General features: G+C 43.7%; 19 protein-coding genes. 10 read left to right on the forward strand and 9 right to left on the reverse strand.

Annotation, left to right across the window (positions count from 1 at the left end; genetic code table 11):
- Nucleotides 1-45: 45 nt before the first annotated feature.
- Nucleotides 46-1,119, reverse strand: a complete 1,074-nt coding sequence (gene purM, locus KAU88_03290; GenBank protein ID MCK4477537.1) for a phosphoribosylformylglycinamidine cyclo-ligase — start codon at nucleotides 1,117-1,119, stop codon at nucleotides 46-48.
- A 109-nt stretch (nucleotides 1,120-1,228) separates the two neighbouring features.
- Here purM and KAU88_03295 point away from each other — a divergent pair, with 109 nt between their 5' ends.
- Both KAU88_03295 and hypF read left to right on the forward strand, forming a co-directional pair.
- Nucleotides 1,229-1,888, forward strand: coding sequence for a metallophosphoesterase family protein (locus tag KAU88_03295; protein MCK4477538.1), 660 nt, complete (start codon nucleotides 1,229-1,231; stop codon nucleotides 1,886-1,888).
- Between the two features lie 104 nt (nucleotides 1,889-1,992).
- On the forward strand, nucleotides 1,993-4,269 hold the full coding sequence (gene hypF, locus KAU88_03300; protein ID MCK4477539.1) for a carbamoyltransferase HypF: 2,277 nt from the start codon (nucleotides 1,993-1,995) through the stop codon (nucleotides 4,267-4,269).
- 145 nt (nucleotides 4,270-4,414) lie between these two features.
- Here the strand turns inward: hypF and KAU88_03305 are convergent, their stop codons facing one another.
- Nucleotides 4,415-5,671, reverse strand: a complete 1,257-nt coding sequence (locus KAU88_03305) for an MFS transporter (protein MCK4477540.1) — start codon at nucleotides 5,669-5,671, stop codon at nucleotides 4,415-4,417.
- Nucleotides 5,672-6,145: 474 nt separating this feature from the next.
- Here KAU88_03305 and KAU88_03310 point away from each other — a divergent pair, with 474 nt between their 5' ends.
- The 5 genes from KAU88_03310 (at nucleotide 6,146) to hypD (ending at nucleotide 10,525) form a co-directional block, all read left to right on the forward strand.
- A complete protein-coding gene (locus tag KAU88_03310) occupies nucleotides 6,146-6,754 on the forward strand; it encodes a hypothetical protein (GenBank protein ID MCK4477541.1) in 609 nt (202 codons plus the stop codon).
- Nucleotides 6,755-7,017: 263 nt separating this feature from the next.
- Nucleotides 7,018-8,064 (forward strand): right-handed parallel beta-helix repeat-containing protein, encoded by a 1,047-nt coding sequence (locus KAU88_03315; protein ID MCK4477542.1) that lies wholly within the window; start codon nucleotides 7,018-7,020, stop codon nucleotides 8,062-8,064.
- A gap of 154 nt (nucleotides 8,065-8,218) precedes the next feature.
- Nucleotides 8,219-8,596 carry a hypothetical protein gene (locus KAU88_03320; GenBank protein MCK4477543.1) on the forward strand — a complete coding sequence of 126 codons (378 nt, stop codon included), beginning with the start codon at nucleotides 8,219-8,221 and terminating at the stop codon, nucleotides 8,594-8,596.
- Nucleotides 8,597-9,131: 535 nt separating this feature from the next.
- Nucleotides 9,132-9,368 (forward strand): HypC/HybG/HupF family hydrogenase formation chaperone, encoded by a 237-nt coding sequence (locus KAU88_03325; GenBank protein MCK4477544.1) that lies wholly within the window; start codon nucleotides 9,132-9,134, stop codon nucleotides 9,366-9,368.
- Nucleotides 9,369-9,442: 74 nt separating this feature from the next.
- Nucleotides 9,443-10,525, forward strand: coding sequence for a hydrogenase formation protein HypD (hypD, locus tag KAU88_03330; protein MCK4477545.1), 1,083 nt, complete (start codon nucleotides 9,443-9,445; stop codon nucleotides 10,523-10,525).
- Nucleotides 10,526-10,784: 259 nt separating this feature from the next.
- Here hypD and KAU88_03335 read toward each other — a convergent pair whose 3' ends face one another.
- Together KAU88_03335 and KAU88_03340 are read right to left on the reverse strand one after the other, a co-directional pair.
- The gene (locus KAU88_03335) at nucleotides 10,785-11,330 is read right to left on the reverse strand and encodes a hypothetical protein (GenBank protein MCK4477546.1); all 546 of its coding nucleotides are present in this window, start codon (nucleotides 11,328-11,330) and stop codon (nucleotides 10,785-10,787) included.
- Nucleotides 11,327-12,031 carry a hypothetical protein gene (locus tag KAU88_03340; protein ID MCK4477547.1) on the reverse strand — a complete coding sequence of 235 codons (705 nt, stop codon included), beginning with the start codon at nucleotides 12,029-12,031 and terminating at the stop codon, nucleotides 11,327-11,329. Before KAU88_03340 ends, KAU88_03335 begins: the two co-directional genes overlap by 4 nt.
- Before the next feature lie 351 nt (nucleotides 12,032-12,382).
- Between KAU88_03340 and KAU88_03345 the strand changes: the two genes are divergently transcribed.
- Nucleotides 12,383-12,931, forward strand: a complete 549-nt coding sequence (locus KAU88_03345) for a hypothetical protein (GenBank protein ID MCK4477548.1) — start codon at nucleotides 12,383-12,385, stop codon at nucleotides 12,929-12,931.
- 55 nt (nucleotides 12,932-12,986) lie between these two features.
- Here the strand turns inward: KAU88_03345 and KAU88_03350 are convergent, their stop codons facing one another.
- The 5 genes from KAU88_03350 to KAU88_03370 form a co-directional block, all read right to left on the reverse strand.
- Nucleotides 12,987-15,221 carry a DEAD/DEAH box helicase gene (locus KAU88_03350; protein MCK4477549.1) on the reverse strand — a complete coding sequence of 745 codons (2,235 nt, stop codon included), beginning with the start codon at nucleotides 15,219-15,221 and terminating at the stop codon, nucleotides 12,987-12,989.
- Nucleotides 15,222-15,237: 16 nt separating this feature from the next.
- Nucleotides 15,238-17,355, reverse strand: coding sequence for a minichromosome maintenance protein MCM (locus KAU88_03355; protein MCK4477550.1), 2,118 nt, complete (start codon nucleotides 17,353-17,355; stop codon nucleotides 15,238-15,240).
- Nucleotides 17,288-17,794 carry a DNA replication complex GINS family protein gene (locus KAU88_03360; protein MCK4477551.1) on the reverse strand — a complete coding sequence of 169 codons (507 nt, stop codon included), beginning with the start codon at nucleotides 17,792-17,794 and terminating at the stop codon, nucleotides 17,288-17,290. Before KAU88_03360 ends, KAU88_03355 begins: the two co-directional genes overlap by 68 nt.
- Nucleotides 17,795-17,938: 144 nt before the next feature.
- Nucleotides 17,939-19,882 (reverse strand): hypothetical protein, encoded by a 1,944-nt coding sequence (locus KAU88_03365; protein MCK4477552.1) that lies wholly within the window; start codon nucleotides 19,880-19,882, stop codon nucleotides 17,939-17,941.
- 104 nt (nucleotides 19,883-19,986) lie between these two features.
- A complete protein-coding gene (locus tag KAU88_03370; protein ID MCK4477553.1) occupies nucleotides 19,987-21,291 on the reverse strand; it encodes a Glu/Leu/Phe/Val dehydrogenase in 1,305 nt (434 codons plus the stop codon).
- Nucleotides 21,292-21,901: 610 nt separating this feature from the next.
- On the opposite strand from KAU88_03370, the gene KAU88_03375 reads away from it, so the two are divergent.
- A complete protein-coding gene (locus tag KAU88_03375; protein MCK4477554.1) occupies nucleotides 21,902-22,648 on the forward strand; it encodes a hypothetical protein in 747 nt (248 codons plus the stop codon).
- Between the two features lie 135 nt (nucleotides 22,649-22,783).
- Complete coding sequence (locus tag KAU88_03380; GenBank protein MCK4477555.1) at nucleotides 22,784-24,391, forward strand: FMN-binding glutamate synthase family protein; 1,608 nt, start codon at nucleotides 22,784-22,786, stop codon at nucleotides 24,389-24,391.
- Nucleotides 24,392-24,435: the final 44 nt, after the last annotated feature.

Here is a 24,435-nt window from a genome sequence, read left to right on the forward strand (position 1 = left end):
AATTTAAATCTTGTGTAAGCTAGATTTATATAAAAGTATAAAATGCTATTTGAGCACCAACTTTTTCCTTTTGTAAAGCGCTATGATTTTTTCCGTGGAGGTCGCCTTTCCAATGGGTTCTGCTTCAACTTTGCTTTTGTCCAGAACATCTAACACATCATCCTGCTTTCTTCTGTCTACAACTATGGCGAATCCCCATCCCATGTTAAATGTTTTCAGCATTTCTTCATCACTAATGCCGCCTGATGTTTCTGCTGTTTTTTGCAGTAACCTAAAGATGGGTTGTGGCTTGAAATTGTTGAATTCGAATCCTACTCCCTTGGAGAACTTCATGAGCCTGTTAAATTTCAGATAGGCATCGCCAGTTATGTGGACGGCGCCTTTAATTTCGTGTTGCCTTACAACTTCCTGTAGCGATTTTACGTAGATTTTTGTGGGCTCTAAAGCCTCATAAATGAGCTCTTTCTCTAAGCCTTCTGGAACATCATAAGGGTCGAATTTGCCGCCCCACTTCTTGAACAAAACTTTCCTAGCTAATGTGATGCCGTTGCTGTGAATGCCAGAGCTTCTGATACCTATAACAACGTCTTCTGGTTTGATTTCGGTACCAAGTATTATGTTGTCCTTGTCCACCTCACCGATGCACGCAACTATCATGTCGAAACCTTTGCCTTCTTTAAGTCCCTTTATGATTTCCGCAACATCACCAATTTCGCCCCCTGCCACGATACATTGGGACTCGACGGCGCCTTCCACTATGCCCTTCATCCACTCCTCCACCAGAAACGGATCAGATATTTGAGCGTGAATGTTGTCAGCAATGGCTAGTGGATTAGCGCCAGATCTGATCACATCGTTTACAACCATCGCCACGCCGTCAATGCCTATCGTATCGTATTTATCAGCTAGTTGCGCCAAGAGGACTTTAGTGCCAACTCCTTCTATGGCGAGGTCGAGGTATCTATCGCTTATTGGAAAAACATTGCCATAAGGAAGCTGCAAAACTTCTCCGTAAATACTAAACTTGTAGGTTCGCCTTAGCATTTTCAAAGCCGTCTTTGACTTTGCCCTCAGTTCTCTGTCAACACCAGATTCGGCATAAGTTAACTTCTTTGACATGCGGTCCACCCATCACAAGAGCAACAGCTATCTCGTTTGATTATTCTAAGCCTAACATTAAAAACTTTAAACTAGCCTTTTCCTATTTGATGTATGAAGGGTATGTTATTTGAAAATCTTGGCGGCTACAGACTTTCATGGCGATGTTGAGGCATTTCAAAAAGTTTCTTTGAAGGCAAAGCGGAACCATGTGAATATGATTGCTGTGTGCGGGGATGTGACGCATTTTGGTTCTGTGCAACAAGCCAAAAAACTACTTTCCTCTTTACTTGCCACAAAGTCTTCAGTATTGTTTGTGCCAGGAAACTGTGACCCCCCTACATTGGCAGAAGAAAAAATAGAGACAATAGAGTCCATCCACGGAAAATGCAAGCAAATTGGCAACACCAATTTCTTTGGTGTAGGAGGTTCTTCGCCAAGTCCTTTCGATACACCCTTCGAACTTACAGAAACAGAGATTGCCAATATTCTGGAACAAGGCTATAACTCTTGCCAAGCCAATCACAGAACCATTTTGATTTCACACCCTCCACCTAAAGACACAAAGGTAGATGTAACATCTGCAGGCGAACATGCAGGAAGCTTCAGCGTAAGAGAATTCATAGAAAAAACAAACCTGAATCTAGTGCTATGCGGTCACATCCATGAAGCAACTGGAATAGACAGAATAAATGATACCATCATAGTTAACCCAGGACCTGCAAGACACGGAAAATGCGCATTGATTGACTTTGGCGAAAGCATAAATGTCAGACTAGAATCCCTATAACAGCCCAAAACCATCCTCTATTATTAGATTTCCAACATCACGAAACAAAAAGCGTAAAGTATTTTGGGTTCCCAAGACTGCAAATTGAAAAGGAGCACAAACCAGTGCGTGCAGAAATCAAAGCCCTCGGCATCGTTCAAGGAGTAGGATTTCGTCCTTTCATCTACCGGATAGCCACCGCAAACAACCTTAAAGGCTACGTTAGGAACCGTGGCGATGCAGGTGTAGAAATTGTTGCAGAGGGCAGAGAACTCGACATAAATCATTTTCTGAATGACTTGGAAAAGAAGAGACCGCCCCTCGCCTGCATTTACAAAACACTCATACGTTATAAGAAAGACACAGGAAGCTTCAACGAGTTCACCATCCTCAAAAGCTCTGAAGCAAAGGAACTAGCAGGCTCAGCAATTCCACCAGACATCGCCATATGCAACGAATGTCTAAAAGAACTTCGTAACCATTCAGATCCGAGACACGATTACTTCTTTATCACATGCACCAACTGCGGTCCACGCTACACAACAATCCGCAAACTGCCCTACGACAGGCAAAACACCACAATGCAAGATTTCAAAATGTGCGAGTTCTGCAAAACAGAGTACACAAACCCCGCTAACAGAAGATTCCACGCCCAAACAGTGGCCTGCCCCAAATGCGGACCACAAGCATACCTAACGACAAACAAAGGCGAACCTGTACCCCTTAAAGACCCAATACGTGAAGCAGGGTGTCTGCTAGAGGAAGGACATGTACTCGCAATCAAAGGCTACGGCGGTTTTCACGTAGCAACCGCGACAACCAAAGACGACCCCATACGCAGACTTAGAAAGGTTAAGCACAGAACCCAAAAGCCCTTCGCCATCATGGCACGAAACCTACAAACAGTTCGCACCTTTGCAAACGTTAGCCAAAAAAAGGCAGAGATATTATCTTCACATGCAAGGCCAATAGTGCTCCTAGACAAAGCAGAAAACTACTATCTTTCAGAACTAGTCGCACCGAGCCTACATAACGTCGGTGTAATGCTGCCATACACCGGATTGCATGTAATGCTGTTTGATCAAGTAAAAGAACCGGCATTTGTTATGACCAGTGCAAATCCTCCAAGCCAACCAATAATCGCAGAAAATGTCGAAGCTTTGAAGACGCTGGGCTCTACAGTTGACTATTTCTTGTTTCACAACAGAGCAATTGCCCAAAGATGCGACGACTCGGTCATCCGTCTGCACAACACAAAAATGAGCTTCATCCGAAGATCGCGAGGATACGCCCCCACGCCTATCAATCTCAAACATTCATTCAGCAAGTGTGTTTTGGGTGTAGGTGCAGAAGAAAATGTAACCTCTTGTATCCTGTGGCATGATAAGGCTTTCATGTCCCAATACGTAGGTGATGTAGAAAACCTTGAAACTTTCACTTTCTTAAAAAGGACAATTCGCCACTTGATGCTACTGACAAATGCGAAAATCGACGCAGTAGCCTGTGACTTACATCCAAAATTCGCCACGACAAGACTAGCTCAAGAAATAGCAGACCAAGTAGATTGCTCAGTTACACCTGTTCAACATCATCATGCGCACATGCTTTCCTTGATGGGAGAACACGGTTTGGACGAGATTGTCGGAATCGTCTGCGATGGCTATGGCTATGGAGAGAACGGAAAACCTTGGGGAGGCGAAGTTCTCCATTGTACCCAAGACTGTTTTAAACGAGTTGGCCATCTTCAGGAACAACTCCTAGTTGGAGGCGACTTAGCAGCCCGCTATCCCCTTCGAATGGCAGCGGGAATACTAGACGACGTAGTAAACATTGGAAACTGGCTTCTAAAAAGAAGCAAATATCTCCCTCATGGAAGAGAAGAAGCGCAAGCAATAATTAGCCAACTTAACAGCAAACACCCCCCCTTAGCCACCACAAGCTGTGGACGAGTTTTAGACGCTGTCTCAGCAATCTTAGACATTTGTCATGAAAGGACATATCAGGGGGAACCAGCGATGAAGCTGGAAGCAGCAGCAACACATGGTCAGGATGTGCTTAAGCTGCAACCAGAGATTGAAAATGAGGTTCTTGACACGACTGGCATTGTATGGGCTGTTTTCGAGGCAAAAGACGAGTTTTCAGCTGCAGATTTGGCGTACTCCACCCAGTCTTACTTGGCAAAGGGCCTGGCTCAACTTGCAGTTGGAGCAGCGCAGAAAATGGGAATAAAGGCAATAGGATTCTCCGGCGGCGTAGCCTACAACAAACACATAACATCTGCCATAAAGAAGCTTGTGGAAAAAAACGGGATTGGATTTTATGTGCACGAATCGCTCCCAGCTGGCGATGGTGGAATTTCCTTCGGGCAAGCTCTCGCAGCCGTAATTTGCGCTAGCGGCTGATTTGAGTCAACATGCACATCCATTAGAACATGAGGAAAACTGTCACACCACAGAAACCGCACGCCCTTTTTTCACATATTTGTGTATGTAATAAGAAAGAGTTAATTTGAGGATTGTATTCTTCTCCATGGCTTCCTGTCATCATCTACTTTTCAGTGCATTGTGGTTGCTTAATGAATAGTGCAGTTAGAATAAAACATAGCATAATGACAACCGATGCCATGACGAAGGACAATTCAGGATTAACTCGCTCGTAAACGAATCCTCCTAGAAGACTTGCTGGAACGCTGAATGCTGACCAAGCAACGCCGAAAGCAGCGAACACTCTTCCTCTTCTTTCCTTTGGAATCAGGTCTGCTTCCAAAGATGAGTATGTTGGCTCATAAAAAGACCATATGAAGGAACTTGCGGTCCAGAGAGCTAGAACTTGTATGAACATGCCGCAGCGGATAAAGAGAAGGTAGGTGAATATGTCTAAGGCTGTTGTTGCTAACAGAATTTTTCTTCGACTGAATTTGTCTAGCAGTTTGCCAACTATAAGTATCTTCGACGCGATGCTGATTGCACTGCCTATGCTTATGACGATGCCCCATTGTGTAGATGTGACGCCGATTATTTCTTCGGCGTAGACTATCCAGTAGGGTTCGACTAGGCCGTATTCGAATGCCCATAAAATGTAGATGGCTGTTAGGGCGAGGGCTGAGTGGGGCATCCATGACCATGTTTGTAAGTGTCCTTTGAAGGCGTCTTTTACGAGTTTGCTTAATCCTTTAAGGCTGTATTGCTCATCAGTTTGTCTGTTCTGAGGAGAAATGGTTTCTGTGAGCATTGATAGTCGTATTATTCCTGCAGTTATGCCTATTATTGCCAGGCCAACGTAAGCCCATCTCATTGGGGCTAGAATGCCGTGGATGTCGATTAGGTAGCCGCCGATGGAGGGCATTATGGCCCATGGTAGGAAGCTTAGGCAGCTGTAGAATGCGAAGGCTGTTCCTCTTTTTTGTTCGTTTATGGAGTCTGCTAGTATGGCCCAGAATGCGGGTTCGAATATCCAGCACATGTTTGTTAGTATTATGGCTAGGATTAGGAATTGCCAGTTGGGTGCGATTGCTACGAGGAATTGGCTTAACCCAAGGATTATGGTCATTAAGCCGATTAGTTTCTTTCTGCCATACAGATCTGCTATGTGGCCGCCTATGATCGAGAATATGACATAAGTAGTGCTTCCCAAGGCTGCGATTAGGCCTATTGTTATCTCTGTTCCGCCTAGTCCGAAGACGTATAGGGAGAAGTAGGTGTTACAGATGCTTGTGGGGATTCCACATAGTGTGGATGTGAGGGTTAGCACTAAGTAGTTGCGTGTCATGAAGCCAAAGCGTGGCTTGTCCTCTTTTTGGTTCAATTTTTTCACCCTCACAGGTTAGGTTATGTTCTGCTTTCAGATACATGTGAATTCTCTTCCACGATAGCAGTTCACCCTTAAAAAACTAACGCCTTGACATACAAAGCCACATGAAAAAACGCAAATAGAATCGCGGGCTTGTCTGTTGCGTTGCTGGTAGAACGCGAACCAGCAACCAGTGGAGATATCACCCGATATGAGGCTCTAAATGTCTGTTATCTTCCATTCTATATCATGTATTTCGCAGCACAGAATACAGTGGAGATGTCTCCCGCATTTACCCATTTTTCCAGAATATTCATGCATGTTCTATATCAAACACGTGAAACCAGTTAGACGCATGTAGAAACATTATAGAAAAATCTTTCACAAGTCATTTATTCGCCTAAAACAAAAGATTTGTGTAGAGTTGAAGGGGGATTGCTGATTTGCCAATTCCCCAAGTAAAAAAATGGTAAGGGAGGTGAAAAAAGAATGAAGTTGAACAAGAAAATTGTTACTCTGACCTCAGTCATTGCAATTATATCCTTTCTAATTGGAACTGCACTGGTAGCTGCTGGACCAGAAGACCCTCTCACTGAAATGTGGGAAGCCATCTTTGGCATTCAGGACGACGTGGAAGACCTGCAAACTCAGATTGATTTACAGGCTCAAATAGCAGATTTGCAGAGTGAAGTAGATGTGTTGAAGGCTCAGATGGAGTTTCTTGAAGACCCATGGATAGTAGGACCACCAGGACCACAAGGAGAAACAGGACCACAGGGAGCACTAGGGGGATTTGATGCACCAGATTACGACAGCGGATGGGTATCCGCTGCTGGTTGGGTTAACGATAGAAAGTCATTTGATCACGGTCTCGGGACAACCGATTTATTCGTTTACGTTTATGGGCGCCTAATTGAGGGAGGCGATTGGGTTTACCATCAAATTGGAATCGGTTGGGATACGACCATAGACGGCGTGGACATTGCTTTCACTGGAATGAGATGGCTCCTAGTAGATGAGAACACAGTAGATCTCTTAAGAGGATATGAAGATTGGCAATGGGAAGAGGCTCGAGTACTCATCTGGGTAATATCATAAACTCCAATAGCACTACACAAAGAAAAGCGATCGAGGTGAGGTATTTCAGGTCACAGTGGAGATGTCTCCCGCAAACCCCCATTTTTGGGTAACAACCAATCATTTGCATAGAACATTCTTCCATAAATGTTATTTGGAAACAGAATGATATAACTTTTGAAGTTGGGGAGCAATCTGAGGGAAACAGCTTCTTGAATATTGTAGGTATAACACTGTTGCCAACAACTTTTGCTGTCCATTAAGAAAGCGTTTAAAAGAACAAAATGGAGGTGAATAAAATCAAGAAAATAATAATGATGTTCACAATGGTTGCGTTCTTAACACTTCTGCCATTTGCAGTTCCAACAAGTGCAGTTATAAACGAACAACCTAACGAACAACAAATACAACAACCAAGTAGTTTTAGTTATATCGTCATTAACCCTGATGGTTCAGTAACAGGAAATTCACCACACGTTCATAGGCTTTATCATGTTCCTTTTACCGAAACATACGGGTTTATAGGTAACATACATGCCGAGATTTATGTGCAAAGAAGTGGAGTAACAATCGATGGTGACGGATGGACTCTCAATGCCACAGCATTTGACTTTGGAAGTGGATGGTGGGACAATCTAGAATATGGATTCACTCTGAACTCTGTTGACGACGTAACTATCAAAAACGTGCAGGTTGTGAACTTTTTGTGGGCCTTTACTCTGGTAAATACCATTGACATCACAATTGAAGAAAATGTTGTGTTCACTATTTTAGGCACATTAGTACTCAATTCAACATATACTAACGTCTACAAAAACAGCTTCTCAAACTGGTTCGGTATCTTCAACCTTAACTCAAACCATAGCACCTACGCGGTGAACAGCATAACCTGTTACGGTGGCTTCGAACTTGTAGGTATAGTCTTCGAGAACAGTCACTTCAATACCATCCGAGAAAACTACATCCAACACTGGAGGTTTTTAGGTCTAGGAATTGCACCAGATTCTAACAACAATAAAGTTTATCAAAACACGTTCTTCAACAATAGCAAAGGACTCTCAGTTACAGGTAGGGACAATAGGATTTATCGAAACGATTTCCAAAACAACACTATTCACTGCTCGGCTGGAGAATCGCAGAACTACTGGAATAAAAACTACTGGGACACCTACAACGGCACTGACAGTGACGGCGACAAAATAGGAGACACACCATACGTCATTGGTGAAAACAACATAGACTACCAGCCGTTGATGATTCCTTTTGAAGACTACCTCAACTATCCCCAAAAAACAGGTGGTCTTGGTTGGCAACGGAACCTGATGAGATAAGGCAGAAACTGCTAACCGACTTCAAACAACAACTCCCATCTTTTTTGAGGTGTGAGCGGAATCCTCGAAAGGGGACGCACCACAAAAAGATGTGTAAAAGACAAAAAAGGAGAAATCAAAACTGAACAAAAAAATAGCAACTTTGACAATTCTAGTGATGGCATTGTTTCTAAGCATCAATGTGACAAACATTCAACCAGTTAGAGCAAGTGGAACCATTTACATTAGGGCTGATAGCAGCATTGACCCTCCAACAGCACCAATTTTAACTATTGACAACATAACCTATACCCTTACTGATAACTTCATCACTGATGCAGATGGAATCGTTGTTGAGAGGGACAACATCGTAGTTGATGGAGCAGGTTACGCGCTTCAAGGATCAGGGCCGGCATGCCTGCATGGAATAGACCTTTCTGGAAGAAGCAACGTGACAATAATGAACGCACACATCAAACTCTTCGATAGTGGCATTTGGCTCTATAATTCTTCAACTCTTTTTAAATACTTCTGCGGTTCCGCAAAGTACTGAAAAATGTGTGTGTGGGGGTTCGAATCCCACCCCTGCACTTTGGGCAACTCGCCTAGTTTGTGCATATTGGTTTAACTTCTCCAGAGTAGAAATTTGAGTAAGAATCCAATTTCTTGAAATTTGTCAGGAGTTTTATTGTTTTCTCCATCAGTTCACTCCTCTGTTCTGAACAGGTTCATCATGAGTTCGAGCAAAACTATGGTAAATTCATGGTTGATGCAACTCTTGAAAAACCGTTGTGCAGCCTTTTAACTCATGCGTTCAAGCTAAATTCAGAAAAAAAGCCTAAAATGAGCTGTTCATGGGCAAATTCAAGAAGCCTAAAAAATGCAAGGTTTGTTCAAACCTTTTTCAAAGTTAGGTATTGTCTTTTCAGGTTTTTGTGATTTTTGGGGATTGATAGGATTTTGACAGCCTTTTTGACAGGATTTCCCATGACCTCTCCATCATCCTAGAAATGCGCGCATTTGTGTTGTCATCTACGTAAACCGAAACTGATTTATGGGCGATGAAGATTCTCGACAGAGGATAAGAAATGTGTTTGGCAATTCCTGCAAAAGTTGTGAAGGTTCATGGTGATGTAGCTGAGGTGGACTTTGGGGGAGGTGTCCTTAGAGAAGTAAACGTTGTTCTGGTAGAGGCGAAGGTTGATGAGTATGTTTTGGTTCACGCAGGCTATGCTATCCAAGTAATTGACAGAAAAGAGGCTGAGGAGACGCTTAGGTTGTGGAATGAAATTTTGAAAATGGAAGAGCCAATGCCTAAGCCATAGGAACTTTTGCATATGCAGGAAATTTTTGGGCACTACTTAATAAGAGGCGTTGAAACGCGGACTTGTGATTTGGTTTGAAAGAGTTAGCGGGGTTTCGTAATCCAGAATTGGCGAGGCGGGTTACGAAGCACATTCTTGAGCTTACGCCAGACTACTTGGTGAAGTTTTGCCACGTTTGCGGAACTCATGAGTGGACGGTGACTCATTTTGGGCTGCGCAGTTTCTTTCCGAAGAATGTGGAGGTGATTGCGGGGCCTGGATGTCCTGTCTGTGTTTTACCGGCAGCAGAAATTGATGAGGCGGTTAAGTTGGCATTGAAGGGGGTTACAGTTGCAACTTTTGGGGATGTTCTGCGGGTTCCCGGCTCGGACTTGTCTTTGGCTGAGGCGAGGGCTAAGGGAGGTGATGTGCGTGTTGTTTACGGTGTCGGTGATGCTGTGAAGATGGCGAAGGAAGAACCGGGTAGAGATTTTGCTTTTTTTGCGATTGGTTTTGAGACAACTGCGCCTACGACGGCGAATGAAGTGTTAAAGGGGCCGCCTGAGAATCTTAGTTTTCTTGTTTCGCATCGTTTGATCCCGCCGGCTATGGAGCTGTTGTTGGGGATTGGAGATTTGCATATTGACGGATTTATTGCACCGGGTCATGTTTCAACCATTATTGGTTTGAAGCCTTACGAAGTGTTTACGAGTGCTTATCATATGCCTGTTGTAGTGGCTGGTTTTGAGCCTTTAGATGTACTGTTTGCAGTTGACTTATTATTGCGACAATTGAGGGACGGGGTGGCTAGGTTGGAGAACGAGTATGGGCGGGCTGTGAAACGGGAGGGAAATGTAAAGGCGTTAAAGCTTGTTAGTCGTGTTTTCGATGTTGTTAAAGGTGGTTGGAGAGGTCTAGGAATGTTGCCTTCCTCAGCGTTTGCCTTGAAAGACGAGTTTGAAGAGTGGGATGCTCGAAAGAAGCACGGTGTGAAAGTAAAAGTTGGCAGAGATCTTTTACCTGGATGCCAATGTCATTTAGTAATGATTGGAAAAATTAAGCCCAGCGAATGTCAATTGTTCATGGATGCTTGCAGGCCCGAGTCGCCGAAGGGAGCTTGCATGGTTTCAATGGAAGGCACTTGTCGCATCTGGGCGAAGCATGGTGTAAAGCAGTAGAAGTTGTTCGTGGCATCTTGGCTAGGCTGTTCTATTAGATTCAAATTTTTATAGATTACTCACTCGGTAGCCTCGAAAAAGACCGATTTGACGTATTAACCGCATAGAAGAGGCTCTAAATAGGCTACTTTTCTTGTGTAACATGGTAAAACAAGCTTCTTTTAGCCGTGAAGCGCAACCACGTAACAAGCATGATGTATCATAAGTAAAAAACGTCTAAAGAAAAAATGAAAAGGGAATGCGCGCGCGCGCGTTTGGCTTATGCAGCTGGTGTTCTCACCTTTAGGTTCACCGTTACTGAGTGCGATAGTGTGGCTGTTGATTTCCATTTGATTTCCCATTGGAACTTCCATTCAGTGTTTCCAGTTATCGTGAGGGATGTTAAGTCGCTTCCTTGTGAGCCGCCGCTCCAAACGGTCAGGTTGCCCATGCTGGCTGAGTTAGTTACGTTGTATAGTCTTACGATTATTGAATCCATTTCGGCTGTGTCGCTGGTGACTTGGTCTATCAAGAGATCGAAGGTAATGGAGGATGCTCCTGTGTTGTTTAATCTTACTGGGTCGGGGTATTCTCTAGTTCCGTTGGGTGGCCCTTTTAGTTGCGTGAGAGTACACGTGACTCCGTTGATTTGTGTGCCTGCGTCGGTGCTGTCCGTCCCGTTAATCCACGCCAATGGCAAACCTTCTACGCCGATTGTTGCATCTTGGTACATGTAGTTGTAGACTGTTGCGCTTACTGTGGCTATGAGTAGCGATGATATTAGTAGTATTATGAGTTTTGCTGATTTCTTGTAGTTTATGTTCATTTTGTTATTTCACCTCCTTTCGCTTTTTGTTTTTCCCGCCATAATCTTAGGAGTACGTAGAGGCTTGCCCCTAAAACTCCGACGCATGCAATCCCCAAAATTATGTAGATGTATATGGCGCCTGCTATGAAGGCGACTTCGCCCATTGTTGGCTTAATAGACACGAAGGCTGTTGCACCTATCAAAAGGGCTATCGTGGGAGTCGCAATTTGCCACCATTTTGGTTTTATGAGGGCGTAGATGCTTGCGCTGACCACTAGCGTGTCGAAGGCGAAGACGCTGATGAACATGAGATCTAAGGAGATTTGTGGAAGTGGGATGATTGGGTGCGGGGCTTCGGTGGCGTAGTTGTATAGGAACATTGTTGATATGATGAAAGTGGGGGCTGTGGCGATGATTGAGAAAAGCTTTGCGATGGTTTTCTTTTTCTTGTAGAAGAATAGATAGGCGTTAAGGGAGGCGATATTGGCTACTGCAATGATTAGGTAGATGAAGCTGTACCAGAAGCGCATATAATCTGCAAAGGAACCCATGAATTCTTGGGTGACGAGGAGTTGGCCGAAACCCGCTAGAGCTATTAGTTGGTAGAGGTAGGCGAGTTTGTCTGGGAAGTGTTTGTCGAATGTGCATGTTAGTAGGCTTGTGGCTAAGAAGAAGTCAATTCCCAGTAGCATGAAGAACTCTGGCATCAGGGATTGCATTTTCTTTGTCTTTCCGCGGGGATGAAAAGAATTGTTTTGGTTTGTAACATTTAAGATGTATGAATTCTGAATATTAATCAGAATCCGATACTAATCTGGAAGTGTGTTCACTTTAGTTTAGAAATAGAATCATTTTTGAAATGAAATGTATATGCTCCAGATTCCTGTGCGATAAACTCAAAAGTTGTTCCTTGACTGACTCTACCCAAATTGACAACAGTGTTAGGTACTTTTTTCTAGGAAAAGAAGGTGCGCTTGAAACTGACTTTGAGCACAACTACAAAAATAATGTCTAGTGTGTGGGAAAATCTTTTTTTGGCTGGACTGGTTTGAATTAGTCGTGATGTAGAATTGTCAAAGGAAAGGAAGAGTAGAGTTTCTGGTTCACCGTTAAGATATCTATTTCCAATAGCAATGCTGATCTCAATAGTTCTGGCCTTAACAGGTGGTTTATACTTAATCTATTTAGAGCCTTCTCCTTCGATCTATACGCACCTAGGAGTAATAGCCCTAATTATAGCCGGTGTTTCAATGAAATCTTTCTTCGATCATCTTATAGTTAAGAGAAAGGAGAAAAAGAAGCAAATGAAGGCCCTGAAGGATTTGCTGATGGAATGCGAAGGAAACTTGGAGTTAATCAGGAACAAAAAGATACAATGGCCTCAGGTCCATTTCAGCATAATTTCGTATAATATAGTAAAGGAAAAGGCAATGCTTAGCGGTTTTTCATCCAAGCTTCATAAGCAAATTGAAGAGTCTTACCAACTAGTTTCAGAGATAGAAAAACGAAAATTCCGTGCCTTCGACCAAAAAACCGACATGATGCTTGAGAAACTTGCGCAAACACTTGCAGAAGTTATAGAAGAACTAAAGCGAGAAATCTATCGCCATCGCTCATAGTAAATGCTCGAACAGAGATTGGAAAACATTAGAGAAATATCACGACAATCGTGTGTTAGTAGTATTCGGAGAGGGATTGTTGCTCAGGAGTCTCTTCGCTTCCCAGCTTCTTCCATTGCTCTGACTTCACAAACCCGCCAACTTGCTCCTTAATCTTCTTAGCAACCCTTGATCCAATAAGAGGTAACCCTACAAGCCTTTCCGCCGGCGCACGCTTTAGGTCATCCACCGTTTTTAAGCCGGAGTTGAAAAGAATGCGGGCGCGTGCTCTGCCTACGCCTTTCAGACGAACAAGAGGTAACAGCTCGACCTTTACACCATTAGCACTTCGCTCCATCAACTTGTTCAACTTTGACGCCAAGTCTTTCTGTTTAAGCAAGCCCGCGAGTTCTCTAGAGGCATAAAGCAGCCATTTTGCAGAGTTAATAAGCCTATACAAGTCTCCGGGCTGCACTCGAAAGCGCTCAATCATCTGATCCTCAGTGACCTCTTCAATCCACGACTGCATTACCCACGCCAATTTCGCCTCACCCATGAATTCTTCAAAATCAAAATGATCATCAAACTCGCTGGGCGGTTCAAACATAAACTCGTCCCTGTGCTTATCCACAAACAACGCGAGCTCATCAACCTCGCTAGAGTAAGGACGCAGTTTCGGGTACATGTCCGGAGTATGAGCTATCATGTGGAGAAAGCTAATGTCAGTTATCACGGGCGCACGAGCACGCAACGCGTCGCGAATAAAAACAGCTGAAATTGGGTCAATGTAGAGATCTGAAACCCGGCGACCAAACTTCGTAGCAAAAAGGTTCTTACCACCTGCGTCAATCATCTCTTCATCATAGAGAAACTTGAGAATCTTAGTTATAACCAGCTTAATAGCCTTAGGATCATACTGATAGGCATAGAAGGTTTTGCCGAAGAAATCGTAAACACCTTGTTCAGTCTGTGCATATTGAGCAGCAATGGTTGACAGGACGTGGGGGCGTAAGATTCGTTCCACCGCAAGCTTTGACCAGATACGCTCAGGCTCCGCTAAAACATAATTTTCCATCAGATAATCCTGCTCGTCATCCGTCTTGGCTATAAGAATCGCTTCACCAACATTGTCATACTTTGGCCTTCCAGCCCTACCGGCCATCTGCTTATACTCCAGAACAGGTATGGGATAGTAACCATAACCCACCTCGTAACGCCTATAATCATGAATTACCACCATTCTCGCCGGCAAGTTAACGCCGAAAGCTAGAGTCGGCGTAGCAGTTAAGACCTTGATTTTGCCTTCTCGGAAAGCCTCTTCCAGCAGCCTTCGGTGACCACTCCCCAATCCAGCGTGATGAAAAGCTGCTCCATGTTTGACAAAGTTGGCAAGAAGCTCGCTTATTCTCGTTCGCTCGCCGGTTGCCAGCATCCGTTCACTAAGTAGGTTCAAAGAACGTTTAGCGGGTTTTGAGAGGAAATTGTCCAGTTCAGCGGCCATTTTTTTTGCCAGAGAAACTGAGTTCTTCCGTGTTGATGCGAAGATGAGTGCTTGACCGCCAGACTTAACAATGTGGAGGGCGAGGTTCAAAGCGGGGTTTCTGGCGTGTTTTCCTATTTTCGTAGCCCCGCCGTCTTTGAATTGTATTTCCTGATGAAGAAGAACTCCTTCCTTCAGCTTAACGGGTCTCCACTGGGTTGTAACATATTGAGCTTTAAGCCAGTCCGCCAGTTCTTCAACGTTCTTTATCGTGGCGCTCAGAGCTAAGACTTGAATTTCTGGGTTAATCTGCATCAGCCTCGCCAACACAACTTCAAGCGTCGGTCCCCGTTCAGAATCGTTGAGCAAATGAACTTCATCAGCAACCACAAGCGATATCTCATCCACCCACTTAGACCGGTGCCTCAAAAGCGAATCAGCCTTCTCGTTAGTGGAGATTATTATATCATATCTTCCAAGCCACGGGTCACTGCTGTCATAATCGCCGGTGCTGATGCCAACGCGTACACGTCGCCCATTAAGCTTTCGAACGCCACTGTATTTTTTAAACTCTTCATATTTTTCGCTAGCTAAAGCTCTCAGAGGAGTTAAATAGAGAACCTTTCCACTGTGCTCTACGATATGCTTAAGAGCGCAAAGCTCCGCTGTGAGAGTTTTGCCAGAAGCAGTGGGGCTTGCCAAAACAAGGTTTTTTCCTTCAAGAGCGCCTGCGCGAACTGCTTCCTCTTGGGGAGGATAAAGCTTGGAAATCCCAGATTTCATAACAACTTCTTTCACTTGTTCAGGAATAGGCAGTTCTTCAACTTTCAATCCTAAAACCTTTAGGCTATACTTTGCTTAGGAAGCCTGGTCGCCGTTCATATATTGTCCCGTCTCTTATCATCCTTCCAATAAGCTTCTGGGCTTCAAACGCTTCGATTTTATGCTTGCTTGAAAGCTCGTCCAAGAGTAGTCTTTTTTCAATCATACCTGTTTCTTTTGACATTTCAACAATTTCAGTGAGGATTACTCTCAACTTGTCTTGCATGCTCTTCGGTTTTCCAACCATGATTATGTCAATGTCTCGCATTTGGGTTGACATGTCAATGCCCACTTCTTCCAACGATTTATTCATAATGACAATAGCGGCTTCAGCGTCTTCGGCAGTAACTTCTTTTCGAAGCGCAATCCGCGCCCTTGCCTCCGCCAGCCTGATCAGAGATTCCAGCTGCCTTGCCGTGATGGCTATAGGTGAACCTTCAATTTTTTCTGTAATTGCTCTCATCTCTAGATAGAAAGCTCTTAGCCGCTGTGAGGCCTCATCGGTTAACACTGGTTTTATGTTCTTCGCATAACTGATATATTTTTTAAGTAAATCTGACGGGACAGGTGTTTCTAAAGGCGCTGCGCCTCGTCTATGTATTTCTAGAATGTGGGCCGACATTTTTTCGTCCAAATCTTTTTTAGGGACGTCTTTTAACACGAAGATTAAGTCAAATCTTGAGAGAATGGTGATAGGCAAGTTTATGTTTTCAGTCACTGTCTTATAAGCATCATACCTCCCTAAGGAGGGGTTGGCAGCTGCAAGAATGGCTGTTCTTGCGTTGAGAGTTGCCACAATACCGCCTTTCGCCACGGACACTGTGTGTTGTTCCATAACTTCGTGAATTGCCACCCTGTCTTCTGGACGCATTTTGTCAATCTCATCAATACATGCGACTCCTTTGTCTGCCAAGACAAGTGCGCCAGCCTCAAGAGTCATTCCCCCGCCTTTCTCACGCAACACAGCAGCAGTCAAACCCGCTGCAGTTGTTCCACGACCGGAAGTATACAAGCCTCTCGGAGCGATTGCAGCTACGTACTGGAGCAATTGTGACTTGGCGGTACCTGGGTCGCCAAGAAGAAGAATGTTTAGTTCGCCTCTAATTGAGATGTCCGCTAATTGTTTTGGAACGCCGCCAAAAACTATGTACATTATGGCTTCTTTGATGGTTTCATAGCCGTAGATGGAAGGGGCAATTGAACGTATGATGTTTCTGTGAATCCACGGGTCTGCGGCAAGTTCAAGGATTTTCTTTTCTTCCTCTGGTGAAACGAGAACCATTTCTGGCTCTTTACTCTCTATATCTATGAAATTAGCGTCAACATGAAGACGGAAAACCCGAAGCTTTCCAGCCGTGGGAAAAACCGGTGCCACAGCACGAACAATGCCAATTATTGCAACATGATCGCCTGGTCTAGCCGTGTCAACAAGGTCTCGGCTTATGAGCTTCACATTCAAAGATCGAGGTAGCTGACCTGGAGGCAAATCTTCAGGCCGCTCTTGTATGCGAATCTGCTGGTAATCGATAAAAGTAGAACCCTCTTGAACAAATTCGAAAGGTCCTTTACTCTGACAATGTGGGACTTCGCACCGTAAAGGCGCCTTCAGAAAGGGACCTGCCTGGTCTAAGTAAGCAGTTTCACCGCATCTTTTGCATTTGAACGCTGCTCGCAACACCTGAGGCTGCACTGGAGAGGCACGCACGATTATGCCCTCAACCATCACAAGCCTACCGATGTTAGCCGCTCCCAACATGCGCAAAGCCGTTGATTCAGGCAGATTTCTGAAACGAACAGTGACACTTTCTATCTTTAACGCGTATTCGCTGTCTTCTGTTTCCAGCTGCGAATAAGCAGCTCTATTTATGTACTCTGAATATTCATCTGGCTTTTCCACCAAAATTTGTGCCAATGCCATATCGAAAACCATTAGGTCTTCAAACTCTACAATAAGTGAAGTGCTGTTACCGATTGCCATTTGAGATATTCTTTCACGATATTTATCCTGCTTGAAAAAATCTTCGAAGCGTTGCTGAGGGTCAATTTCAACTTCTTCAGTCGTTTTTGCCACCTCTTTAGAAAATCTTGCCTCTCCATTCGTTAATGGTCTTGTAGAGATTATGATAAAGTGTTCTCTCTTCAACGGTTAGGCTTTGAAGTGCCTGTGCAGTAAGGGGTAGGGACGAAGCAAGAGAAACTATCTTTTTTACTCGGCAATTAACAATGTCTTTTGAAATCCTAACAGATTTTTCATGATCCTTCAGTTTTTCTGGATTGTTTGCAGAGGCTCTTTTGAGGCTGGTGAGATAGCGCCTTAGTTTTGGATAAAAATCTTCGGGAAGCGGAGAAACCTTGTTTGTGGGTTGCACTCTTTCTTTCCAATGTATCTTATGCAACTTGACAACGTCTAACATGTCCTCTTCTCGAAAACGAACTATCCCTGCCTTTTCAAGTTCTTTTGCAACCCAAAACCGAACCTCATACTCTCTTCCTTCATCAAAAGGACCAACCTTCAATCCTGCTAATTCAGTTTTCGCCTCATTACGGTTTGCGATAACCTTAACCGGTTTGTTTTCAAACATAAAGTCTGCATCTTCTACTGAGATATGCTGATGAGTAGACAGCTCGCCTTTCCCCCTTGTCATGTCTTTAAGAAGAGAGGACTGGGAGAATATAAAATGTACAGTCGAAAAAATAATACCGTAAGTGCTAAAGCTTTTGATTTCTTATAGAGATTTTTCTTCCTTTTCCAAAAATCCTGTTAAGAATATGGCGTATTCACATGGATGTTCGTTTTGAAGTAGGGATTTTATGATTTTGATTTTGCCTTTTTTACCATGCGTAACCCTCGAAATTATGTAGTCTATTGTCTTTTTGCGGAAATTGCAGAGCCACTTCTTTTGACCCGATTTCACCAGTTTGAAGTAGGGGCAAGTTTTATATTTCAACGTAAAGCCACCTTCAAAATATTCTATTTCAACTTCTATGTCTAATTCTCGGTACATGTCTGTGAGTCTTTCACCCACTTCCCTAATGGTCCACAGATAATCTTCTGGAAACATTTCATCAAATTGAGCCTTAACCAAGGAAAAAGCCTCTTCAGCACTACCCGCAGACATAGCGTCAACAAGGTTTTGCATTATGATCTTGCGTGGAATCGGTTCAAGAATGGGCTTTCCCATATGTTTCAGTTTGAAACTTAGAAGATTCTGAAATGCAGTTGTAGAAACCTCGTAACCTAATTCTTTAAACATTGACTCGATGAGAACTCGTTGAGTATTCATCAGTAAAGGATTGATTCGTTTGAAGATTATTGTGAAATGTTCTTTGTCTACAAATCTTACCTCAGCGTCACTTTGAGAGGCTTTCAAGTTTTTACATATGAAGTTTTCTGCGTATCTTTGAACTCTTTCCGGGTCGTTTCGCGCTAGCATCTTTATGGCATTCGAAATTCGCACGCCAGCATTGTAATAGATGGCGTCAAACTTTTTTCTGTCTGCTTCGAACACTTTAGAAGCAAAAGAGTTGAAAACATCTCGCGGAACTGGAATAACGTCTAAGAACTGCCGACCGATTGTTTGGTACGCACCTAATTCGACCAATTGGTCAAGAAGGCTTTGATCTTTGGCTCCCACGAACTTGACTGATATGCTTCCAGTAGCGTGTTCAAGGGAGTGGTCTAGGAGCTTCCATCCACGCGTAGCAAGCATCACAGAAAACGCGCTAATAGCTATTTTCGCTATCTCTGGAGACGTTGCTTGAAAAACGATAGTTAGAACATTTTTCTCTTTCTCAAGAACCTTTGCTTGTCTAAACCAGTTCATCTTGTTACCTGCAGAAACAAGACCATTGAAGAAATCTTCTGGTTCTCTTGGCAGTTCGCCGGCTCCAAGAACTGTTCTAACATCCTCAATTATTGCGCCCATGTCCGTAACTGGCTCTTCCAAGTGTTTCCCAGCCCAATGTAAAAACCCTGGCCCCACTAATACAAGGTTGTTTCTGAAAAGACTAGGTTTTATCGCGGCAAACCTCTTTTGAATTTGCTGACTTAAAACTTTGTCAAATTCTTTCTTCTTTAGTATAAACATTTCACTCCTTACCATTTTAACGATGATGTCTTCGCCCATTATGCGAAGGTCAAAAGGCGTGCCTGTGCCTTCAAGAATTATAGCGACTTGACTTGCCACAATTTCCGGTATTTTTGCAAAAACCCTGGTTCTTAAAATCACTGTGTTATCAAGTTCATTGTGGGAAGCTATATCGAACAACCGTGTTAAGCCTTTTATTTCTTCGAGAAGTAGAAGAAATTCTTTGAAAGAAGTCGGGGTTTTCCATCCAATTGAGTCTTTGAGAACCGCCACGACATTCCGAGCTTCAATTTGTTGTTCCTCAATGAAGCCCTCGAAACTTTTATCACCTATTGCAACCTCAAGCAAGCCATTTAGAGTCTTTCTGCCCACTGAGGTTAAGTCCAACGTTTCTCTAAGGCTCGTCTGCTCAACCATCTTTGCCTTTACTGCACAGTCGTCACATGATCCTATCTTCTCAACTCTCAAAAATGTTTCTAATGCTTGTTCAATAACACGGCTTTTCGTACCATATGTCTTTGCTAGTTCTTCAAGAATTTTGCTTGTCTTTCTGGGTATTGTCGTATGAAGATGAACGGCCATTGTTTCCACAAGTACTTTTCTAATGGCATCTTATAAAAATGTTCACGTCTGTGAACACAGATTCCAATGTGTGTACATAGACAGAAAAAAAGACGAGGGGAAAATTAAGCTTTTGGCAAAGCCAATTTTAATAGTGGAGCAGTTGGCTTTCCCTTACGTGCCATCATTGCGTCAGCTACTCTTTTCACGGATAGCATATATGCTGCAGTTCGCATGTTGACATTGTGTTGCTTCGCCATTGCAACGACGTTCTCAAAAGCTTTGTCCATTATGGCTTTGAGCTTGTCATCCACTTCCTGTTCTGTCCAGTAATAGTTCATCTGGTTTTGAACTTGTTCGAAGTAGCTGACTGTTACGCCGCCAGCGTTTGCTAGAATATCGGGGATTACAAACACACCGTTCTTGAAAAGTACTTCATCTGCTTCGGGTGTAACTGGTCCGTTAGCTCCTTCCGCAACTATCTTGGCCCTTATATCTGAAGCATTTGCTTTCGTAATTTGGTTCTCCAAGGCTGCAGGCACTAAAATGTCACATTGAAGTGTAAGTAATTGTTCGTTGGAAATCTCGTTGCTTCCTGGGTAGTCCACAACTGAACCTGTTTTTCGCTTGTGCTTCAGAACTTTTTCGGGATCCAGCCCTTCAGGGTTGTAGATTCCGCCTTTGGAGTCTGAGACTGCTATTATTTTACATCCAAGCCCATTTAAAAGCCGTGCAGCATGATACCCCACGTTGCCATATCCCTGGACTGCTACTGTCGCGCCCTTGAGTTCCATGTCAAGATGGTTTGCTGCGTCAATAACAGTGTACATTAGGCCGAGAGATGTAGCCTTATTTCTGCCCAATGACCCTCCAACATTCACTGGTTTCCCGGTTACTACGCCAAAGGCGTTATAACCAACTATTTCGCTGTATTCGTCCATCATCCATGCCATTGTTTGGGCGTTTGTGTAGATGTCTGGAGCAGGGATGTCAGTGTAGGGCCCAATAAATTTCGATATGGCACGGGTGTAGCCTCTTATTAGTCGTTCAAGTTCGGCTTGGGACATTTTTTTTGGGTTGCATCGAATGCCGCCCTTACCTCCTCCAAGGGGAAGACCCACAACTGCAGTTTTCCAAGTCATCCACGCTGCCAAGGCAGTTACCTCGTCAACCGTCAGGTCTGGATGATATCGAATGCCACCCTTAGTCGGTCCCAATGTGTTGTTGTATTGTACACGAAACCCTGCGAATACACGGACGCTACCGTCATCCATTATTACAGGGATATTCGCCACAAAAATTCGCATCGGGTGTTTCAGTACTTCATGAATTCTGGGGTCAAGATTGAGTTTTTCAATGGCAATGTCTAATTGTCTAAGAGCGGCTTCATAAGGGTTTGGAGTTTTGATCACAGGGGCTAATGTTTCCATTTGGATGGAGATTGCCGTCTGAAATTTCTCTACTAATGCGCTCAGGAGTTCTTTTGACTCTTCAAGGCTTGTTCCGTAGAACCAAAGGAAAGCGTCCGCGAGTACATCTTCTCTTTCGGTGAAAGAGGAACTTGCTGGAATCATCTTAGGCTTCTCTGAGAAGTAGTCAATCATGATGCGAAGCATATCTAACTCGTTTCTGGCTAATGGCCGTAGTTTTAGAATCGGCTCAGGCATTTTTACATGTAAATATTGAGATTCGTTGATTTTTTTATCCAAGTCTTCAAGGATTTTCCACGCGTTTTCCACTGGAATACCGAAGTGTTCAGAGTAAGTTGTGACCAAGGCATAATGAGCGGAGGTGTAGCTTTCGAGTTGAGCGGTGAGTTCTGGCTTTTCAGCGAAGAAGTCAGCCATCAGCTTTATCATTCCTAACTCTTTTGCTGAGAATTCTACTAAGCTTAACACAATTTTTCACTTCCTGCATGTTTAAATAAACCCATGTTCAAGTATAGAAACGTTATGTCCATAATGTACATCTATGTACACACTCAGCGAGAACCTAAACGTTTTTAACAACAGCCTAGAACAAAAGAAGTAGGAGTGCATAATGATCAAAGAAGAAAAAGCACCACGCTACTCGACAGGAGTAAAGAACCTTGACGAAATTCTTGAAGGAGGTCTATTTCTAGGCGAAAATGTGGTGTGGGAAGTTGAATCTGGAACATTTACGCGTGAATTCATGGGGGCTTTTATGAAACAAGGAATTGAAGAGGGCAATTCGGTCATCTATTTTGATTTCATTTATCCCCCACAAGCCATAATATTTCACCTCAAACCCCTCATCAACCAACTTCCAGAAGGATGGGAAAAGAAACTTCTAGTCCTAGATTGCTTTTCAGAGGCTGGTGGACAAGGCGAGTTGATATTTAGCGATTTCTATGATAAAGCGCCTTCTTGGATGAGAAGAGTTCCAAGCTCAAAAGACCCTGAACGTTTTCACCACTTTTTTGGAAGAATTGAAAGAGAGTTCGTAACATCTGGCACTCGACTAATTTTTTACAGCCTTTCAATGATGGAACACATTTGGGGGCGAGACGCCGTAAAGAGTTTTTTTGGCCATGTTTGCCCAGCACTATACGCTTACAAGACATTAGCATATTGGCCAATGATAAAGAAAGCTCATCCCACCGAGTTTATCGCAATGATTGAACATATGACTCAAGTTGTCATCGATCTTTCAAAAGAAAAAGATGGGATGTTTCTCACGGTAAGAAAAGGCGGTCGTAGATATTCGCCTTCTACTTATGAGCAGCATAAATATGTGACAGATGGTTTGGAAATCAGCTTTGAGTAACATCTCATAGCGATTTTGAATGAATTCTATGTTCATGCGTGTTCATAACTTCATGCTTTTTTAGGAATATTTAAATTCCACAGTTGCTATTCGCTCATATTCTAAGGTTTGCAAACGTAAACATGAGGGAAAAAAATGCCAGAACGTGTAGACAGAAACAGTGCCTATCTCAACGCAAAATCAACCACTGGAACACAAACACGAGTCAAAGACACTAGCCCTACAAGCGGCATGTGCCCAATATGCATCCGCGACTGCCCATTCCTCTGCGAAATCAGCCTCTCAACCTTCCGCGGAAGAGAAGCACTTTACCCCGAACCCTTGCAGTTTGGTTACAGCACTGCAGGTGCACTGAAAGATTTCGGACTCGATTGGTCCCACTTCAACATCCAAGCCTCCGTCTTCGAAGTCCACGGCATCGAAGCAGACTCCGACGTAGCACTCTTCCACAACGCAAGCACAGAAACAAAAATTGCGGGAATCCCATTAAAAGTCCCAATCCTGACCGGCGCCTTTGGTTCCACAGAAGTTGCACGGCTCAACTGGGATGGCTTAGCAATCGGCGCTGCATTATCAGGTGCAATAATAACAATTGGAGAAAACGTATGCGGGATGGACCGAGAGTCAAGGACTGAAGGCGGCAAAGTTGTAGAGTCAAAAGAACTGAGAAGACGTGTTGAAACTTTTCGAAAGTTCTGGGATGGCAAATACGGTGAGGTCGTCGTACAAACGAACGTGGAAGACCAAAGATTAGGTATAGACGTCTATGCACTTTCAAAGTTAGAAGTAAACGTAATCGAGCGAAAGTGGGGACAAGGCGCTAAAGCCATTGGAGGAGAAGTTCGAATACGTAACCTTGACAAAGCTATCATGCTTAAGAAAAGAGGTTACATAGTCATCCCCGACCCGGAAGACCCCACAGTCCAGCAAGCATTCAAAGACGGTGTTTTCAAATCCTTCGAAAGACACAGCAGAGTGGGCATCCCTAATCAGAAAGGCTTTCTTGAAGACATCGATTGGCTAAGGCAACAGGGCGCCAAGCATGTAATCCTTAAAACCGGTGCATACAGACCCTCTGCAGTTGCTTTCACCATGAAATTAGCTTCCGAGGCTAAAATTGAAGCAATAACTTTTGATGGCGCAGGCGGCGGAACTGGCATGAGCCCAGTTCCTATGATGGACGAAATGAGCATTCCAACGGTATACTTGGAATCATGGGTGCTGAAATGTGCTAGAATTCTAGAAAAGAAGGGCAAATTCGTACCAGATCTTATTATGGCAGGAGGCTTCATCAGTGAAACACAAATCTTCAAAGCAATAGCTATGAGCAACTTTGGCAACGGACCAATGGTTAAAGCAGTTTTAATGGGGCGCTCACCACTAACAGCGGTAATGAAAGCAAACTATTTCAGGCAGTTGTCTGAAGAGGGCAAGCTACCGCGTACCTTTGCGAACAGATACGGTGATACACCTGACAAGTTTTACATTGCTGCACCTAAGCTAAAAGAGAAATTCGGTGAAAGATTCAAGGAAATCCCATGGGAAGCAGTAGGATTGTACACATATCTTTCTGACCGTGTCGGCGTAGGACTCAAGCAATTGTTGGCGGGTGCAAGAAAGTGGAAACTTCACCTACTCAACAGAAACGATCTGATGGCCTTAAGTGAGAGGGCGGCAAAAGCCACAGGAATAGCCCTTGCGGAAGAGGCAGAACAAGACGCTATTGAAAGGATTTTAGAATAATACTTCCCCCTTTTTTTCCTTCTTTTTAAAGCTAGTAAACATTC

This window comes from Candidatus Bathyarchaeota archaeon, assembly GCA_023131225.1.
Lineage (GTDB): Archaea > Thermoproteota > Bathyarchaeia > Bathyarchaeales > SOJC01 > JAGLZW01.

Coding starts and splice junctions, on each gene's coding strand:
- purM (MCK4477537.1), bottom strand. CDS start 1,119: ATGTCAAAGAAGTTAACTTATGCCGAATCTGGTGTTGACAGAGAACTG.
- KAU88_03310 (MCK4477541.1), top strand. CDS start 6,146: ATGAAGTTGAACAAGAAAATTGTTACTCTGACCTCAGTCATTGCAATT.
- KAU88_03315 (MCK4477542.1), top strand. CDS start 7,018: ATGGAGGTGAATAAAATCAAGAAAATAATAATGATGTTCACAATGGTT.
- KAU88_03325 (MCK4477544.1), top strand. CDS start 9,132: ATGTGTTTGGCAATTCCTGCAAAAGTTGTGAAGGTTCATGGTGATGTA.
- KAU88_03335 (MCK4477546.1), bottom strand. CDS start 11,330: ATGAACATAAACTACAAGAAATCAGCAAAACTCATAATACTACTAATA.
- KAU88_03340 (MCK4477547.1), bottom strand. CDS start 12,031: ATGCAATCCCTGATGCCAGAGTTCTTCATGCTACTGGGAATTGACTTC.
- KAU88_03360 (MCK4477551.1), bottom strand. CDS start 17,794: ATGTTTGAAAACAAACCGGTTAAGGTTATCGCAAACCGTAATGAGGCG.
- KAU88_03365 (MCK4477552.1), bottom strand. CDS start 19,882: ATGGCCGTTCATCTTCATACGACAATACCCAGAAAGACAAGCAAAATT.
- KAU88_03370 (MCK4477553.1), bottom strand. CDS start 21,291: ATGGAAACATTAGCCCCTGTGATCAAAACTCCAAACCCTTATGAAGCC.
- KAU88_03375 (MCK4477554.1), top strand. CDS start 21,902: ATGATCAAAGAAGAAAAAGCACCACGCTACTCGACAGGAGTAAAGAAC.
- KAU88_03380 (MCK4477555.1), top strand. CDS start 22,784: ATGCCAGAACGTGTAGACAGAAACAGTGCCTATCTCAACGCAAAATCA.